Source organism: Bradyrhizobium sp. USDA 4452, from assembly GCF_054063575.1.
In genome coordinates, this window is the sequence record NZ_JBSSGK010000001.1 from 6,153,953 (window position 1) to 6,171,180 (window position 17,228).

Consider the following 17,228-nt stretch of genomic DNA (forward strand, 5'->3'; position numbering starts at 1 on the left):
CCGCGCGGCCCTGGACATGAATACGTCCCTGCTGCGGCGATTGGCTCGCGACTGGTCAGCTTCCCGAAAGCTGGCCCTGCCATCCTGCGTCGTGGGGATACTTCTCGGGGCTGATCTGCGACTGAATCAAACGCAAACATCGTCAAACGGAGTTTTGAGATGGTTCGATATGATGCGCTCTACATGGCAGCCTTGGCCTACAGCAGTACATCAGGCGCTACCCAGCAAGATGAAACCAAAAACCGGCATGTCTTTGGCCAACAGTTGGACCGGATAGCGCCAGAGCTGAATGAACAAGCCAGTGCAGGCCCCGCCCATTCTATTGCCTCGGACGAGGTGGCAGATGTGATCAACCAGCAACCTGATTTGAAGCTTGTCGTCATTTCGAACCGCGTTGCGCCCTTCGACCCCAGTAAACCCCAGACCGGCGGCCTTGCCGCCGCCCTCGAACCGGTCGTGCAACGGTCCGGCGCGGTCTGGGTCGGCTCTTCGGAAAACCGCGGCGATGGGACCGAGGTGCCCCTGCCGCTGGTCGAGACTGGGGCGGGATTTGTCGCCAGGCTCGATCTGCCGGCCGCTGACCATGCTGGCTATTATCGTGGTTTTTCGAACTCGACGTTGTGGCCGGCACTGCACTCCCTGCCGGACCGGATGTCGGTCTCCGAAGACGATTATGAAAACGATTACCAAAGCTATCAAAGGACCAACAGTTATATTGCGGGTGCCGTCTTCGACGTACGGGATCGGGACCTATTCTGGGTGCATGATTATCATTTGCTCCCGCTCGGAGCCCGACTGCACGAACTCGGCATCGACCGGCCGACCGGCTTCTTCCTTCACACGCCGTGGCCGGCGCCCGATATGGTCGATAGCGTACCCAATCATCGCGAACTGGTGAAGGCGACGCTGAAGTATGACCTGATCGGATTCCAGACGAACCAGGATCTGAATAACTTCTCGGCGTACCTCCGAACCCATTTCGGACTGGAGACTGAGAATGGCGTCGTCACCACGGAGCGCGGTCAGACGCGACTGAAAAAGTTCCCAATCGGGATCGATCCCAAGCAGTTCGCAGACTATCTCGCTGCAGATCTCTCTGCTGCAGAGCAAGAAAAAGTCTCGTCATTGTTGCAAAACTTCGAAGGATCCAAGTTTGCGATCGGCGTGGACCGGCTCGATTACACCAAGGGCATCGACAAACGGGTCGAAGGGCTCAATCAGCTGCTAAGGACGGAACCCCACAGCATCCCCCTATTGCAGATCGCTCCGTTCTCACGCGCCGATGTCGAGCAGTATCAGAACTATAAAGAAGAGGTCGAGAGCGCGATCAACCGCGTCAATGCCGAGCATGGCACCGACAGGTGGAGCCCGATCCACTACAAGAACGATTCGTTCAGCCAGGCGGCACTCGCGCGGCTTTACCGCGCCGCCCATGTCGGCGTCGTGACCCCGTTGCGCGACGGCATGAATCTTGTGGCGAAAGAATATGTTGCGGAACAAGACCCGAAGGATCCCGGCGTTCTGGTCCTATCCAAGTTCGCGGGCGCCGCTGAAGACTTCAACGAGAACGAGGCACTTCTGGTGGATCCGAACAACCCTGAAGAGATCGCAGCCGCTATCTCGAAGGCGATCCGCATGCCGCTTGAGGAGCGTGTCACCCGGTGGCGCTCGATGATGGACAAGATTGAATCCTATACCATCCACGACTGGTCGGCGGATTATATTCGAGAGCTGGATAAGAGCCGTGTCACTGTCCCAGCTGATCAGTTCCATCGTCTCGGTCTCGGCTGGACCAACGAAGCTCAAATGCCGCTGTACCAGAATTATGCCACGGCTTTGACTGCTTTCAACCAAGTCGACCCCGCTGATACCGCCTTGAAGGAGGCTGCCTATGCAGATGTTGAGTCAAGCTTTGAGGCGCTAGCGGCTCCACTGATGCGTACGCAGGACAGACTCTGGGTCCTGCCGACACCGGACAGCATCGCCTAGTTCTGGTCGCATAGCAGTCCCGTGCCGGGGAGAAAACAGCACACGGCAGATTGCGCTTCTGCGGCAGGCGAGAGGCACAATACAGGTCTGGCAGCTGGCGCGGTTCTTTCGATCCGCGCTGGCTCACATGATGAGCGGAATGTCGCGGCAGATACTTACAGTCACGAATTGGAGATCGCCATGCGCACTGCCATCAGCTTGATCGCGATCTGGCTGCTGATCAACGCGCTGTTCTATGTCATGCTGATGCGCGGCGACAAGTCTGCCCGATGATCCGGATCAGAAGAGCGGACCTCATATTTTGAGTAAGCGTTCCGATGGCGGGTCGGAAGCGTCCCTCTGTTCCGGCTCTTGGCCGCTGAAGATCCATAGTACCGGTGCTGTCTGAGACACATGTCGTGCCGACATTGCCCTGTCTGCTTGGCAACCAATGTCGGCAAGCGAACATGATCGTGCAGCCCTGAGCGGCTGAAACTTGCGGCGCTTTGCTCGGCATGCAGCTTGCAGTGAACGGTTCGCGAGATAGCGCGAGCCGAACCATGTCATGCGTTGCGTACTTTCTGCAGCTTCTGCTTGACGCGTCAGGCCAACGTGGCCGCTCGACCTCAGCCGGAGCAAGTCCATGAACACGTCACTTCTCTCTGCAGCGCTGCTTTCGATTGCCTGCGTCACCTCCGCTGCGATTTCACAGGAGCGAAACGTGGCCGCGGTCACGGAGGATCCATTCCTCTGGCTCGAGGAGATCGAAGGACAGGGCGCATTGGCATGGGCCCGGGCCGAGAACGAGAAGACACTTGGCGTGCTCCAATCGGATCCTCGCTATCACCGGTTCTACGAGCAGGCGCTCTCAATCTTGCAGGCCAAGGATCGAATTCCATACGTCTCCTTGGGACATCGCGGGTTGGAGAATTTTTGGAAAGACGAGGACCATGTGCGCGGCATCTGGCGGCGCACCACGCTTGAAAGCTATCGTCGCCAAGACCCACGGTGGGAAACCATCCTTGACGTGGACGCCTTGGCGGTTGCCGAGAACAAGAACTGGATCTTTCAAGGCGGCAGCTGCCTTCCGCCAGAAGAGCGCCTCTGCCTGATCAGCCTTTCAGACGGCGGCAAGGATGCCGCGTCCATACGCGAGTTCGACAGCGAGGCAAAGCGCTTCGTTGCGGACGGCTTTTATCTTCCAGAGGGCAAGCAGAGCGTCAGCTGGGTCGATCGAGACACGCTCCTTGTTGCACGGGACTGGGGCGAGGGCTCTTTGACGCAGGCCGGCTACCCCTTCGTGGTCAAGGAGCTCAAACGCGCTCAGCCGCTCAGCGAGGCGCGCGAGGTCTTTCGCGGCGAACCCAACGATGTTCGGGCGGTGCCCTTGGTACTTCGAGACAATGAAGGTCATGTTCATGCGACCGGGGTCATCCGAGCGATCGGGTTTTTCGAGCATGAGTACGTGCTCTTCCGCCCCGATGGGCTCGTCAAACTCAATCTGCCGAAAAAAGCGGCGATCGTAGGCCTCTTGAGCCATCGCCTGCTTGTGAAACTTGACGAGGAGTGGACGCCGTCGGGGGATGTCAACTTCACTGCCGGCTCGCTGATCTCGTATGACCTGACCGAATGGAAAGCCGATCCGCTGCGCGCCAAAGCCTCGCTTGTCTTCAAACCTGGGGCTCGTCAGGCCCTGAGTGGGCTAAGCTTCACAAAGAACCTCTTGATCCTGACGATCCTGGATAACGTTCAAAGCAAAGCGTTCGTGTACAAGTACGATCAGGGAGCTTGGTCGGCCACGCCAATCCCGCTACCAGAACATACCAGTGTCGGCGTGACAGCCGCCTCCGACGAGGCGGATCAGGCCATGTTCGCTGTCTCAAGTTATCTCAGGCCAACGTCAGTCTGGTATTTTGATGCAAAAACTCAAAAACTCGAGGAATTGAAGACGACACCTACCGCGTTCGATGCCTCCAAGCATGTCGTAGAGCAGTTCCAAGCGACTTCGCGTGATGGCACGTCAATTCCATATTCTCTGGTGCGACCGAAAAACGCGAGATTTGACGGCGCCATTCCAACACTACTTTATGGCTATGGCGGGTTCCAAGCTTCGCTTCTGCCCTCTTATCTAGGCCCTGTGGGGCGGCTGTGGCTCGAACAGGGGAATGCCTATGTCGTTGCAAATCTGCGCGGGGGCGGCGAGTTTGGCCCGCAATGGCATCAAGCAGCCCAGCGGGCCGCGAAGCAGACGACGTGGGATGATTTCATCGCTGTTGCCGAGGACCTGATCCGCCGGAAGATCACAAGTCCGCGCCGGCTCGGTGTCATTGGCGGCAGCCAGGGCGGGCTACTCGTTGGCACCGCAATCACCCAACGTCCCGAGCTCTTTAACGCGGCGATCATTCAGGTGCCGCTGTTTGACATGCTTCGATACACCAAATTGGGTGCCGGCGCCTCCTGGATCGGCGAGTACGGCGATCCCGCTTTTCCCGAGCAGCGGGCTTGGATCGAAGCCTACTCGCCCTATCAGAAACTAGTGCCGGGCAAGCCATACCCCGCGCCTCTAATTCTGACCTCCACCAAGGACGATCGTGTGCATCCCGCGCATGGTCGCAAGGCCGCGGCAAAGCTCGCCGCCCTGGGCCAGCCTTACTTCTATTACGAGAACATCGATGGGGGGCACAGCGCGGCGGCCAACCTGATCGAAACGGCGCGTCGACTAGCCCTTGAATACACCTACGCGTCGAGGCGGCTATTGTTCTGAATAAACCGGCGGACGGGCCAATCGAACCAGGCTCCAGACCATTCATGATGCCTGGTCACCACGTCTGTCAGCTCAATCATCGAGGCGAGATGCGAGGCGATACACAGAACGGGCCAATCGACGGACCAGATGCTGCAGATTTCAACGGGAATTAAACGAATTGCCGCAGCGCTAGAGGTGCTCGAACACAAGCCCGCAGTTTGCGGTTCGTCATGCAATTTAACTGGCAAGGCGCACCCCCTCATGAAGGATCGACCTTTGCTGAGTCAGAATGGCCATGAGTCGGTGTTCTAAATCTCAAGCTCGGTTTTGGCTTTGCTTGAGAGATCGCGCAGCGATGAACCCTGCACCGAATACGGAATCCAAGCGTGCCTCAGGGGCACCGAATTTCAAGGGGTATGTGCCTAGATCGACGGCTGGTCGACCGGCTGGGCAGGGAGCCAGGTCGTTGAGTTCGCCGTGACAGGGCCAATACCTAGGAGGTCTCGTCGTGGCCAGTTCCGGCATTGAACGACAGCGGTCGTCGCTGCTGGAGAAAATCGGCACACACTGCACGGCTCCACAGCAGCTATCCCAGTGAGAGAGGCAGGAAAGAAAGATGCGCAAGCTACCGATCCTGAAAAGCCTCCATCTGTTTGAGGCAGTCAGCGAGTTTCCAAGTTTCTCACGGGCGGCCGAGCGGCTAAATATGACCACCGGCGCGGTAAGCTACCAGATGCGCCTGCTTGAGGATTGGTTCGGCAGGAAACTATTCGTGCGCCATAGTTCGGGCGTGCGGCTGACATCCGACGGCGAGCAGCTCAAGCGCAGCTGCGCGAGCGCGTTCACCATGCTCGAGAAGGGGTGCTACGAGCTGCGAAGGCGCCATGCGGGACCCTTCGTCGTGGTCGGGTGCTCGACCACGTTTCTATCGCACGGCCTGTTCCCCCGTATCGGTCGATTCCGCAAACTCTATCCGGACATTGACCTTGTCTTTGAAACCGAAGCCGATCTTGACGCGCTGGCTGTTGGTGCGTTGGACGTATTATTTGTCGCCGGCCCGCTGAAGGGGCCGCTTCCCGTCCGCGAGGTGCACGCTTCAAATGAGATGATTGGCCCAGTCTGTGCGCCAGCTGCGCTCGACGCCATCAAAAACCCGGAAGATATTCTGTCGATCTATCTGTTGCACGAGGCCGACAGGCTGGACGCCTGGAGCGAATGGGCCAGCGCAGCTGCAATATGCTTGCGGGAATCGCGCAAGGTCATCTTTGATACATTTTCCTTGACGATGGAGGCAGCAAAAAGTGGGCTGGGAGCCGCAATATCCTCGCAGATTCTGGTCAGAAGCAACCTTGAGAAAGGGGAGCTTATAGCTCCATTCGGCTTCGTGCCGGTCAATCGGTCGATCTACATGTTTGTTAGCGGACAAGCCCGTAACAGCGCCGCCGTCAAACAGTTTGAGGGGTGGGCGCTGTCAGAAATACTGGACCGGGATCATCAGCAATCGCCTTTAGAGGCCCCAGCCCGGCAGATCAAGCAAGCCGCTCGATTGAAGCGCCCCGATCGGTTCCTGCTGGCATCAAGTCGTTGATGACCACCATGACTTAAAAGCATGACTTAAAAGGTGCCGACTGTTCGAGGGTAAGGCGCCGGAAATCCGTGGCGCGCGGCCAGAAGATCAAGGATTGCAAATACATCGTCAACATAGGCGAGCCCGTTGGCGTACTTCGCATTCTCAGGTAAAGGGCCTTTCTTTTCCAAAATCAGAACCGGCGCGGACTGGTGATCCCGGCCAAGCTTCTCGATGAGTGCGGTTCGTGGTCTCGCCCAGGAAATCCGACGAACGTCGAGCCTCGCAGCGCGGCTTGGAAACGCGGACAGCAACCCGTCCAATAGCATGCATTGCCAGCAATAGAATTGTCGCCCCGGCAAGGCCGGATCCTCAAAAGGGTGTTCCAACAGGAACAGCTGATCCCATGGCATGGTGTGGATCCCTGATCTAGCGATCGGCGGGACGTGAAGCTTGAGTATCCCTTGCACTGACCACCGCGAAGGCCGCAACGGCGAAGGCAACAAAGGCGCTCGCCGCGCATAGGAGAAGGATTGTTCCAAGAGGCCAATCACCTAGAAGCGACAAGGCAATGCCATTTCCCGCAACGCCGCTATAGGTGCAACATTGAAATAACCCGGAGAGGCGACCGGCGCGGTCCGGAGCCACTGCAGACACCATGTGCGCGTGAGCGGCAGCCGCAAATATCTGGCCGAAACCAAGCATTGCGCTGCTGGACGCGATCACCACGAGCAGGCCCGCATCGAGTGACATCATTCCAAGACATGCCGCAAGCAGGACTGCGGCGCCAGAGATGGTTGGCAAAGCGCCCATCCGTTCGTAAATTGGCTTGACCGCGAGCGCGCCCAGCAAGGCAAAAACGCCGTTCGTCATGACGATCGTCAGTAGAACGCTTTTGTCGAGAACGCCGTCAGCTGTGGCATGTATCGCAGGATAGACGTTGATGATGCCGGCGCCTAGGTTGAGCAGAAAGACAGCCAAGAATGCGGGATAGAGGGGCGCCAAGTCCAGGACGGTTCCGGAAGGCCGCGCCTCAAGCACGGCTGGCGTCCTTCTGAACTGCTGCTTGATGCCAAGGAGCACGACCAAGGACAGCATGATCGCCGATATGTTGAAGGCCAAGACGCCAGGCAAGTGCAATTGGTCGGTCAGCATGGCACCAGCAAACATTCCCAAAAGATAGGTCAGCCAGTCGATATTGGCGATATTGCGCAGCACCGCGATCATGCCGTCTTCCGATGTAATACGACGAAAGAAAGCAATCTCTGCAGACAAATAGACCGGCTGGACCAAGCTCAGGACGGCCATTGCAGCATAGCTCAGAAACGAATCGGCCCCGTCGCTGCCGAAGATGGCGAGCAGCGCGCAAATGCGTACAGCATTGACGATCATCATGGCTGAGATCGGGTCGCCCCTGTCGACCAACGGTGACAGGAAGAGGCTGCCAAGCATGATCGGCGCAAAAGTGACCGCAATGCCAAGACCCGCGGCGCTCATGCCGGACCGCAGAAGGCCGATCAGGATGCCAATACGGAACGCCCAGCCGCCGATCTGGATGATTAGATGCGAGAGATAGATGAACTGCCGTGTGCTCGCCCCGCTCATTGTTGACCTAGCTCATCGAGAATCATCGGATCGCTTGACGCGGATGGACAGGTGGGGGGCGCGGGCTTCGGGATGCGACATCGGTGCGATGAGCCCACAAGCCCATCTATGAATGCTCTGGCAACAGGACGGTATGGCAAAAGGCATCCTATTTACCTATCTACGTCCCTGTACTTCCCGATGGCGTTCGGTCGCTACGACAAGGCCGGCTTAGGCGCTTCCTTGCCGGTCAGCCTCTGTTGCCGCGCCTGCCGCGACGCATCCGCTAGACGAAACCGAAGCTCTGAGGTGCCGCCATCAACTCCTGAGCGATCCTGTCTCACGCTGCTCGAATGGCAAGAGTGCCATGAGCCAAGCTCATTTAGGCTTGGCGGAAGATGCAGAAGCCCGGTCCCGCCGCGAGGCAAGGTCGGCCTGCAGGCTTTTCTCGATGTGCTCGCGGGTGAGCAGGTAGTCTGGATCTCCCCCGATCTCGACAGCGACCGTCGCATGATTCAATGAAATATCCGGCCGACCCTCGTTAAAGTATTCGATGGCGAGATTGTTGTGGGTGAGCGCATGCCGAGGGTTGAGTTCAAGGGCTCGAACATAGTGCGCGATGCTCTCGCTCGACTTGCCAAGCTCGGAGTAGGCGAGGCCGAGATTGCTCTGTAGGTCGGGGTTTTTGGAATTGATCTCGGCCGCCGCCAGATAGGACTCCAGAGCAGCCTTCGGCCTGTCCTGTCGCATCAAGATGTTGCCCTTCTCGAAGTGACCCCGCCATTCGTTTGGCTTGACGACAAGTGTCCTGTCGAGATCGGCGAGTGCGCCAGCGGCATCCCCCATTCTGCTGCGAAGTGCGGCCCTGTTCAGGTGGGCTTCATAATAGGGTGGGCAAAGTTCAATGGCGCGCGCATAGGCCTCCAGAGCCTCAGCTTCCCGTCCAGCGACCTTCGAAAGCAGGTTCCCCAGGTCGTTGTGATACTCTCCATAGTAGGGATCATAGGCAATGGCCTCACGCAGCTGCTTCTCGGCCCGAGATAGTTCGTCGATGAGTTCATAGACCTGACTGGTGTTGTAGACCAGAATCGATTGGTGAAGCTTGAAGCGCTCGTCGCCATACGCCTTGAGCATCTTGCCAAGGCCTTCGGCGCAAAGGGCGAGGGCTTCGTCGTACTTCTGCTGTTTGGCCTTGATGTAGGCATAGGCGTTCTCGGCAAACACCTTGATGTAATCGTACTTGTCGTGCTCCCTGAAATCCCGCTCGATGGTCTCCAAATTCCGTAACGCATACTCTTCGGCCAGCGTGAGGTTGACCGGCTGCTGATAGCGCCCATACGTCATGGATTGGGCATAGAGAACGGTGGGCGTGTATCGGCTCTTTGGGAACGTTTTGTAGAATTCATCCAGATAGGGCACCGACACCCGCCCGCAGCCGAGTGAGTACAGCACAAAAGCCGCGTTGATGAAGGCGGCATTCACGCTGGCATCCCCGGAGCCGTAGGTGCGAAGCGCGGGATCGGCGAAAATCTCTCCGAAATAGCCAAACCAGAGATCGTACAGGCCAATGCTCTGGAGGATCTGACTTGGTTCTGCAAGCAGCTCCAGACGCTTGTACTTGTCCCGTACCGATAACGCATGAAGCATAACGAGAGGCGCCTTGCCCGCCAGATAACGCTCCAGGCAAGCGTGGTGCAACTGCTCGTGCAGATGATCTGCGGTCGCCGGCTCGAAGGTCGCATAGTTTCGCTGTGCGATCAGGTCAGGCGTCGTGCAGTCGGATTCGATGTATGATTTGAGAAGAGCGTGGCGTTCTCCGGTATCGAGGCTGGCTAAATAGAGGTCCACGGTCGCGGTCGGGTCGAGATAGCCGACGACTGGTAATCCTGCCGCAGCGCATTTGCTCAAGGCCTCCGCAATCAACGGATTGCCGCCACTTGCCTCGTAGATCTGCCGTCGATTCTCGGCAGGTAGGTCTCGGTCAAGGATCGAGCATAGCTCTTGCGAGCTATATCTGCCGAAATGGACCTCGTTGGCGTCCGGGAAATAGAGGCGCTGTTCATAATCGACCAGGACAAACCGAAACAGCCGCGCATCGTCGTCCAGCCTGACGAGTAGCTTGATCAGATTCTTGGCCGAGCCGGACAGGGCCGCCGCCCGATCGATGACGATGATGTGGCGCTCGTTGAGCTGTCGGGCGCAGTTGATCAGGAATTCGGCCAGGCCGACCAGGAGCTTGTTTTGATATTCATGATGATAGAACCGGGTACGCTCCTCCTTGCTCGAGGTATTGGTGAGATCCTTCGGCACGGTAAAGGCGCCGCTTTCTAGGAGGGGAAATAGCCGCTTCAAGGATTGTTGTGCCGCCTCAACCAGTTTGGGCCTATTTTCTGTGGCCCACCTTAGTTCGGCGTCAATGAGGGGTTGCAGCCCAGCAAGATAGCCGCCGGTCCGCCAGTCGCCGTCAGTGATCGAGAAATTTGAATTGGAGCTCGCGAGTGCCGATTTGATCGTTGGCACTGGTGCCATGCCCGCTTCCGCCTTCAAAATCGTGATCGCACTGAGCTCGACGGATGCCGATATGGCTGAAACCACGCGCTGCTGGATCAGATCAACCATTTTACTCTCCCGAACTGTCGCAAAAGAGGGTGGTCGAAACGACCACCCTCCGATGCTGCAATGCTCTCATCAGGTAGATGCATCCAGGCATCCGTCGCACCAACCTAGAGCGTACCCGTGTACGGAGTGGTGGTGCGGATCGTGGTCTTGATCTCAGCGATCTTCTTTTTCATCACGCGTTCCTTTCCTTCTCTGGCACGCCAGACTCAAGCGAAAGCGCGTCCGGTCGTGCAGGACGAGAATAGTAAATTGCTGCACCAATCCGCAGCGAGATTCCTTGGCAGTCGCTGTCAAAAAGATTGAACGCGCTGGTGGCGGAGGCGTAAGGACGAACCTCGTCGTAAAAGTCTCGCGAGGATGGGCACCTTGTGCAACTCCGCCGCTGCACGCGAATCTCGTGTTGGCTGGCTGATGATAGCTCGCGGCTTTTCCGCGTGGGACGTGAACCGGTGCATGTATCCGTTGTGAGGCTGCCGGTGACGAAAACCTGTTGCTTTGACCTTGGACTTTCATCGGGACCTTGCGCCCTAAGCTCCCTTCGCAGCGGAGCAAATTGGCTGGCGCCAACTTGTTCGGGAAGGCTTCCGGTGAGACAATGGCGCGGTTCAAGTATGACAGTCAGGGGACATAGCTTGGGCGAGAACCGGTCGCAATATGGATCCGAGGAGCCCTACCAGAAGTCAGAGTTTCAGCGCTGGCCGGATACCCACTAAGCTGCACGGGCGCTCTTATCACCGATTTGAGCTTCCGCAGGAGTTTGGCTGATCGCATGGCAAGTTCGCGCGATGCGATCAGTCTTCCTGCCTTTAGCGGTGTGTTCAGCCGCCAGCCTTTGGTGCCATCGATCGCCAAGATTTGTACCCACCTCGCAAATGACGAGCGACATCGATGGTTAAGCAGATACCCGCGCTGACCGGTATCCGGTTTGTCGCGGCGGCAGCGGTCGCATTGTCTCACGGCGGCAGCGTGTTCTTGCAGGGACCGAGCCTCGGGCTCGATATCAGCGTCGGGACACTCGGCCTGCTCGGAATGTCGGTTTTCTTCACGCTGAGTGGCTTTGTCATTCAATATAATTATGGCAGCTCGATTGTGAGCAGCCCGCGGAAAGCGATCCCGGACTTTCTCGTGGCGCGCATAGCGCGGATCTATCCTCTGTTTGTTGTTCTCTTTCTCGTTCAATTGCTGACCGGACCGTTTGTCTGGCCGTGGCTCCTCGGAACCGAGCCGCCGGCCGAAGGATTCTCAACGCACCTTGTCCCGTTTCAACTCGGGATGGTTCAAACCTGGTTTTTCGCAAATATCGCCGGAGTAGCTCCCGTCTGGCAGTACGAGGAGGTCGGCATCATCTCCTGGTCGGTGAGCACCGAGTGGTTTTTCTATCTCGTTTTTCCGCTCGTTTGCCCTCTGCTTGCGCAGATCAGAACTGTGCCCGCCGCGGTCGTTTGCGCCGTCGGAGCCGTCGCAATCGAGCTTGGCATCGACCTTGCGGTGCTCATGCTGCAGGGCCGCATCAACCTGTTTGCGCTTCATGCCTATGGCACCGAGGCGGCCCTGCCGAATTGGAAGAACACGCTGATCCTATGGATCGTCTACTTTTCGCCGTTTTGCAGGGTGTGGGAGTTCGTTCTCGGCTGTTGCCTGGCAAGGCTCCATGAGGTGTGGTCGGCGCAGGACTTCAAGCCGTCTCGCGCTCTGCTCGACATCGCGGCAATTGTTGGCCTCAGTGCGATTAGCTGGGTGTTCTGGTTTACCGCCCACAAGCCGCCATTTGAGGCTTCCATGAGCCTGTTCGATATTACACGCAACAATATCGCTCTCGCAGCACCGGTTGCGCTCATCCTTGTTGCGGCGGCGCAGCCCGGCAGCACTGCAGGACGGCTGTTGTCGGCAAGGTGGCTTGTCTTTCTGGGCGAGGCCAGCTTTGCCCTTTATCTTATACACATCATCATCTTCCGGCGTTTTCCGGTGGTGCGTTGGGAAACAGCGAGCGAACTGCTTGGACATCTCGGTGCGTTCGCTCTCGCTTTCGCCTTGGCGACTTGCGCCGCGATCCTGTTGCATTTCGGCTTCGAGGTACCGGCCCGGCGGCGAATTCGCGGCGCCTATCAGGCGGCCTCGGCGGGACAGCGCAGGCTCCTGGTGCGATTGGGAACTGTCGGCTTTGCCGCACTTGTTGGCGCGGCGGCCGCATATGCGCTGCGGGGTGCGGCCGGCAATGCCATCACGCAATCGGGTATTTCGGTTGTTTCCGGCACGTATGGCGGCAATTGCCGCTGGATGTCAGCGCGCGGCAACACCACGGATGCACTTGCAGAAGCGTGTGATGGTAAGAACGGGTGTACGTTTCGTACAGAGGCGGCACGGATTGCCGATCCTGCGCCGGGGTGCGCAAAGGAGTTTGCGGTCGCCTGGTTCTGCAAGGGGGATCGCAGCATTCATTCCAGCTCGGCTCCGGATGCGCACGATACGTCCTTGGCTCTGCAACTTTCCTGTAAGAAGGTGGCGCGCGATGATTGAGCTGCAGGCTGAACGGCCATCCGAATCCCGCTCCCCTGAAGATCTCCGACGTCAGGGTATTGCTACAGCCGCTGCACAAACGAGTCAGCATCGCAGTCATCGGGCAGGAAAGTTGCGGACGTGACTGCCGCCGCGGACGAGCGTCGTTTTGCCGCCCACCTTGATGGCTGCGAGACTCTTCGCTAGATCACGAAGGTTCACTGATGGAGATGCCGCCGTGGCAATGGGTATTGTGAAGTGGTTCAATTCCAGCAAGGGTTATGGCTTTATTCGGCCGGAGGACGGAAGTGCCGATGTGTTCGTGCACATCAGTGCCGTGGAAAAGGCCGGTTACACCACCCTCGAAGAGGGAGCTCGGGTCAGTTACGAGCTCAAGGCCGGACGCTCGGGCAAGACGTCAGCTGAGGATCTTCGGGTTGGCTGATTGAAGTGCACCTCCGGGCTGCCTCCTGCAACCTATGATCTCGCACCTGTCCGGCGATGCCTTGTATATGGTGCGCCGGACGGTCCTTTACGACCGTCGCTTTCGACTGAGGCTTTGCCGCGCGCCCCATGGCACTCTTCAATCGAGGCATCGCTCGCCGATGGCACGGCAAGTTCCGGATTTTGCCCTTGGTGCAGTGCCGACCTGACACGATAACCCCGGTGTTATGAAGGGTCCGAACCGTACGCTCTTGCCGAGCGGGCAGGGGGTGTACGCCGCCCATGTCCCGCAGCGTCTTGCTGCGCGACATCGCTCACGGCTCAAAGCCTGTGCTGTCGCTTCTGAAGGAAACTTACCGAGGCGAGTTCGTCCGTTATGGACGATACGAGCCTGCGGCGCTGACATCCGTTCCCGCGCGAGGACCGTTCGCGCATGAGCCGGCGCGCGATTTCAGGACGCGGCGCGCCGGATTAGCCAAAATAGTTGAGGTTAACGGCGCCATGTTGTTGACGATGCAGCCTAAGCCTTGATCCATTGCAGGGAACTGCACCGCACAGCCTATCGGAGACACGACAAGTGTCCTTCCAGCTGACCGTCCTGAAAGTGCTGGCCGGTCAGCCCGCCGGGCGCGCCTCTGTTGCCGAAGTCCGGCGCGCCGTGGAGATCCTGATGAACAGCGGCCGCGACTGGACCGATCGAATGAAGCGGTTGGCCGAACAGGCGCCGGAACTGAATATCTTTTCGGCGAAGTTTGTCGTTCGCGATGCTCTCGGCTGGCAAATCACGCAAGAGGGCCGGCAATTCCTCTCTGCGCTCGAAAGAGCGGTCGCCGATCAAAGAGAGCGGCCCCAATCAACCATCGATCCCTCGTCCAACGATGTTCATACGCAGGCGTTGGATGCCGCTAAGCCGCATCCTGCTCCCTGCGATCGCCGTCGCAGGTCGCGGCGGCGCCGCAGGAAGGCCCGGTCTGATCGGCGTACAGCATGAAGTGGCTTGACGCCAACTGTCACCCATCTGCTCGCAAGATGGACGGAAGAGATGCAACAAACAAGTTTGATGCTGCGTAACATGCGTCGTATGCCCAGGCCATTGACGGGCATCATCCCGCGCTTTGTGTCGTTGAGCCCGGCTCCGCCCCCCTGATAAATAGCGGCCGCACCATCGCCGAACACACTGTTCAATACACGGACGCGACGGCTTTGAGCGTCAGTTCGATCGAATGCTTATCAATGATAGAGCACGAGCTCGTATTTGCGAGCATTGAGAGCGCCAAAGCCACGGCTGCAAGAAAGCACCGTTGCGGGGCAGAAATCCTCGGCAAGGTGAAAGAAGCCCAGCGGGCCATCGATTCCATGAATGCTACCTGGTCAACGCAGCTCGACAGAAAGAACGTGCAGAAATCCACCAGGCCAGCTTGGGTGAGATTGCCTCGACCATCGAGGTCGCCCCGGCGCGGCTCGTCGGCGGCTCGCAGGCCCACCTTGTACTTGTCGACAGCCCGAGCAAGTCCGCGTGAAATTGACCAGAGGCTTGAACCAATGCCTAGCTCCTTAAGAAAGGCATGCGAGACGAGGCGCGTAACGCGACCGTTGCCATCGGCGAACGGGTGAATCCACAAAAGACGATGATGCGACGCCGCCACACCGATGATGCGTTGTATTTTGGGAAGCTTGATGTTTCCGTAGGCCTCCGCAAAGCGTGCCAGGAAGCGGGCCAGGTCTTCTGGCGCTGGTGAAATGTGGCGCCCGACCTGTACGTGGACCTGTCGCAGTTCGCCCGGAATGACCTTCACTTCCTTGCCGGACTTGGGGTCTGACACGACAAGCAGGTTTTCCGGCAGTTGCTGGCAGAACTCCTTGTGCACACAGCGGATGAACTCGGCGGAGGTAGAAGGCTGCGGCGCCAGGCCGAGGTCGATCTTCCGCTGGACGTCGATGTGTGCCCGCGCTTCAAGCTGCAAGTCGCGCTTTTCGGGGTCCGCGCTATAGTCGCCGGCCAGAGCCTTATCAATGTCGACTGGATGGGTGTGGTGGCCCTCGATGAGATTGCTGTAGTAGCAATTCATCGAGCGGACCAGATCGCCGATGCCCTCCTGAATGAGCGGATGGAGGCGTCCCATCAGGGCATTACTTCTAGCAACCAGATCGGTTGCAAGGTCTGATAGCGCCTTGTTTTCCTCCGGAAAAACAGGTTCCATCGCTGTGGTGGAAGTCATTTTGCCGCTTTCATTGCATGTTGTAATATAAATAAATCAATAGGTTATATAAAAATAAGTCCATGAAATTGCCGGTTTCATTGCCGGTTGGCAACAGGCTTCATCCATTGATTGCGTCGTTGTTTGAACGCTTTGGCGTTACGGGTCTCTCGCTGGACCGTATCGAAGCTGAACTCGATAAGATGAAGGCCCACCGCTTTGGCGAGTTAAGGAGCGCGCCGCCAACTCGGCGGGGCAGATCGTAAGCCAGTGCTGGGCTTGGCCTGACACGAAAATGCCGTTGCCCACCCGCCTGGTTAGCGTGACGGTCATACGTCGCCGATCTTGGTCAGTATTCTGATGCGGCGATCGAGATGTCTCCGACGGACGGCCCAGAGCAGACATTGCCCTGGGCCGGAAGCCGAATCTGAGAACAGTGATGCGGATTCCGACGAAGTCGCCCGGGTATACCGATGTGAAGTTGCTCGGGGATTCCGAGACGATGTCGCCCACCTTTCCGATTTGATCTCGCCCGGTGACGAGGCGTTCTGGCGGCAGCTTCTCTGGCATTTGGCGAGCCGCGTGGTCAACCTGGAATCGCGGCTTGAACTTCTTCTGCTTCTGTTGCGGTTGCTGTGGGCATGTGGGCAACGCCTGGCGTTGTCCAAGCGAAGCGGCATGTCAACGGCACGCGCGAAGCGATGCGGAACGCTGTAATAATGCTTCTCCACCTCGACGTGTAGTCGAGGCTGACGCGGCGGATCCGCCACTCCGCGAGGACGTACGGCCTTGCCGGCAACGGCTTGACCGCCGGCCGGTTGACCTCCTCGAGCAGCCGGCGGCGCGTCACGCCGAGCCGTCGGACCGGCCGCTCCTCGTTGAGCCTGGTGAGCAACTCGCCGATCGCTGCGTTGACCTCGGTGAGGCTGTAGAAGACGCGGTGGCGCAGGCGGCCGAGCAGCCAGCGCTCGATGATGAGGACAGCCTGCTCGACCTTGGCCTTGTCGCGCGGCTTGCGCGGCCGCGCGGGCAGGACGGCCGTGCCGTAATGCGCGTCCATCTCCGCATAGGTGCGATTGATCTGCGGGTCGCAGAGGCTCGCCTTGATGACTGCGACTTTGGTGTTGTCAGGCACCAAGAGCGTCGGGACGCCGCCGATCGCCGCGAGGGCGCCAACATGGGCGCTGATCCAGTCGGCGAGCCCTGCGTCCACGTCGCCTGCGCGTAGGTGAAGATCGAGGCGCCGAGCACGGCGACGAAGATCTGCGGCTTCCTCCGCTCGCCAATGAGGCGGTCGACCACCACTGGCACGCCCCCGCGTAGTCGACGAGCAGCTTGTCGCCGGCCGCGTCCGCCTGGCGCATCGTCACCGACAAGCGTCCCTCCCAGGCGCGGTAAAGCTCGCAGAAGCGCGAGTACCGGTATCCGCCGGGCTCGCGCCGATGTACTCCTCCCACAGGATCGACAGCGTCATGTGCTTGCGCTTGAGCTCGCGGTGCACCGCCGCCCAGTCGGGCTCGGCGATGCGGCGATGACCCTGCCGATTACCGTTGCCGGTCTTGGCGAACAGGCGGGCCGCCAGGGCCGCGTCCGTGAGTTGGTGCTG

Annotated in this window: 10 protein-coding genes and 1 pseudogene; 6 read left to right on the forward strand and 5 right to left on the reverse strand. The window is 58.7% G+C overall.

Going from position 1 to position 17,228, the window contains the following annotated elements:
- Nucleotides 1–159 precede the first annotated feature (159 nt).
- The 3 genes from ACVISU_RS29105 (at nucleotide 160) to ACVISU_RS29115 (ending at nucleotide 6,302) form a co-directional block, all read left to right on the forward strand.
- Entirely contained in the window at nucleotides 160–1,989 is a 1,830-nt protein-coding gene (locus tag ACVISU_RS29105; RefSeq protein ID WP_456709189.1) for an alpha,alpha-trehalose-phosphate synthase (UDP-forming), read from the forward strand.
- A 622-nt stretch (nucleotides 1,990–2,611) separates the two neighbouring features.
- Nucleotides 2,612–4,732 (forward strand): prolyl oligopeptidase family serine peptidase, encoded by a 2,121-nt coding sequence (locus ACVISU_RS29110; protein WP_456709190.1) that lies wholly within the window; start codon nucleotides 2,612–2,614, stop codon nucleotides 4,730–4,732.
- 598 nt (nucleotides 4,733–5,330) lie between these two features.
- On the forward strand, nucleotides 5,331–6,302 hold the full coding sequence (locus ACVISU_RS29115; protein WP_456709191.1) for a LysR family transcriptional regulator: 972 nt from the start codon (nucleotides 5,331–5,333) through the stop codon (nucleotides 6,300–6,302).
- Between the two features lie 26 nt (nucleotides 6,303–6,328).
- On the opposite strand, the gene ACVISU_RS29120 is transcribed toward ACVISU_RS29115, so the two are convergent.
- The 3 genes from ACVISU_RS29120 to ACVISU_RS29130 all read right to left on the reverse strand — a co-directional run bounded on the left by ACVISU_RS29120 (nucleotide 6,329) and on the right by ACVISU_RS29130 (nucleotide 10,484).
- Nucleotides 6,329–6,694, reverse strand: coding sequence for a DUF3088 domain-containing protein (locus ACVISU_RS29120; protein WP_456709192.1), 366 nt, complete (start codon nucleotides 6,692–6,694; stop codon nucleotides 6,329–6,331).
- Nucleotides 6,695–6,710: 16 nt separating this feature from the next.
- Nucleotides 6,711–7,886, reverse strand: coding sequence for an MFS transporter (locus ACVISU_RS29125; RefSeq protein ID WP_456709193.1), 1,176 nt, complete (start codon nucleotides 7,884–7,886; stop codon nucleotides 6,711–6,713).
- A gap of 357 nt (nucleotides 7,887–8,243) precedes the next feature.
- Nucleotides 8,244–10,484, reverse strand: coding sequence for a tetratricopeptide repeat protein (locus ACVISU_RS29130; protein ID WP_456709194.1), 2,241 nt, complete (start codon nucleotides 10,482–10,484; stop codon nucleotides 8,244–8,246).
- An 888-nt stretch (nucleotides 10,485–11,372) separates the two neighbouring features.
- Here ACVISU_RS29130 and ACVISU_RS29135 point away from each other — a divergent pair.
- From ACVISU_RS29135 to ACVISU_RS29145, 3 genes are all read left to right on the forward strand, one after another.
- On the forward strand, nucleotides 11,373–13,001 hold the full coding sequence (locus ACVISU_RS29135) for an acyltransferase family protein (RefSeq protein WP_456709195.1): 1,629 nt from the start codon (nucleotides 11,373–11,375) through the stop codon (nucleotides 12,999–13,001).
- A gap of 217 nt (nucleotides 13,002–13,218) precedes the next feature.
- On the forward strand, nucleotides 13,219–13,425 hold the full coding sequence (locus tag ACVISU_RS29140; RefSeq protein ID WP_050424578.1) for a cold-shock protein: 207 nt from the start codon (nucleotides 13,219–13,221) through the stop codon (nucleotides 13,423–13,425).
- 576 nt (nucleotides 13,426–14,001) lie between these two features.
- The gene (locus ACVISU_RS29145) at nucleotides 14,002–14,415 is read left to right on the forward strand and encodes a hypothetical protein (protein ID WP_456709196.1); all 414 of its coding nucleotides are present in this window, start codon (nucleotides 14,002–14,004) and stop codon (nucleotides 14,413–14,415) included.
- Nucleotides 14,416–14,605: 190 nt separating this feature from the next.
- Here the strand turns inward: ACVISU_RS29145 and ACVISU_RS29150 are convergent, their stop codons facing one another.
- Together ACVISU_RS29150 and istA are read right to left on the reverse strand one after the other, a co-directional pair.
- Nucleotides 14,606–15,643 (reverse strand): Fic family protein, encoded by a 1,038-nt coding sequence (locus ACVISU_RS29150; RefSeq protein ID WP_456709197.1) that lies wholly within the window; start codon nucleotides 15,641–15,643, stop codon nucleotides 14,606–14,608.
- A gap of 668 nt (nucleotides 15,644–16,311) precedes the next feature.
- Nucleotides 16,312–17,219, reverse strand: a pseudogene (istA, locus tag ACVISU_RS29155) (IS21 family transposase); the annotation flags it as partial.
- Between the last annotated feature and the right edge of the window lie 9 nt (nucleotides 17,220–17,228).